This is a genomic window from Streptomyces actuosus (assembly GCF_016921115.1).
GTDB classification, from domain to species: Bacteria; Actinomycetota; Actinomycetes; order Streptomycetales; family Streptomycetaceae; genus Streptomyces; species Streptomyces actuosus_A.
The window spans coordinates 1-742 of record NZ_JAFFZS010000132.1 but is presented as its reverse complement, the minus strand read 5'-3'; the positions used below and the strand labels follow the sequence as shown (position 1 = coordinate 742).

The following is a 742-nucleotide window of genomic DNA, read 5'->3' as shown; positions in this document are numbered from 1 at the left end:
CACGGGCGTGCCTTCCCGACCCGCGCGGCAACGCGGGCCTACTCGATACCAGTCAATCGATCACTCGGGAAGGTACGCCCTCCGCGTGTGCCCTCCCGAGCCGATCCACAGGTAATGAGCATTGCTCTCCACGCAGTCACCGGGGCAGACATCAGCAGGCTCGCGCTGATCCGCGGAATCGACATCAACGAAACAGCGACCGCCGTCAAAGTCCACGACAGCACGGCCCACCGCAGATGCCGGCTCTACCCCCTCCCCACCTGGGCACGCTGCCTCGTACGCACCGCCGGCATCCACGGACAGCTCAAGGACCGTGCGCCGGACAGTCCACTCTTCCCACTCATCACGGCCCAGGGCGGCGAACAACTCCGCCTCACCGCAGCAGGAATCCGCTACACACTCGGCCACCACCGGTAGAAGGCGACGATGCCCCGCCTCCCACAGCCCCCGACACCCCGGCGCATCGCCCGCACACTCATGACCAGCCGCAACGCGCTCCCCGCTGTACCAACCTGCGACCAATCGACCCGCAACAACGCCAAAAACGCCAGCACCAAATCGGCATCCCTGACAGCAGCCGAGTCACCCACGACAACCCACCGAACAGCAGAGAGTCTGAACCGCCCCGGGTTCGGTAGAGATCTCAGATTGTGGTGATGACCTGGGGTTTCTTGAGTTCGGTGTAGTAGTTGGCTTCGTATTCGACGGGCGGGATGTGCCCTATCTCACCGTGGAGTCGGCG

At 64.4% G+C, this 742-nt stretch carries 1 protein-coding gene; it reads left to right on the top strand.

Annotation, left to right across the window (positions count from 1 at the left end; all coding sequences use genetic code 11):
* The first annotated feature begins 114 nt into the window (after positions 1 to 114).
* Positions 115 to 417 carry a hypothetical protein gene (locus JS756_RS35910; RefSeq protein WP_205387451.1) on the top strand — a complete coding sequence of 101 codons (303 nt, stop codon included), beginning with the start codon at positions 115 to 117 and terminating at the stop codon, positions 415 to 417.
* Positions 418 to 742 lie beyond the last annotated feature (325 nt).

What these genes read in the sequence shown, in the direction of transcription:
- JS756_RS35910 (WP_205387451.1), top strand. Translation starts at nt 115, where the DNA reads ATGAGCATTGCTCTCCACGCAGTCACCGGGGCAGACATCAGCAGGCTC.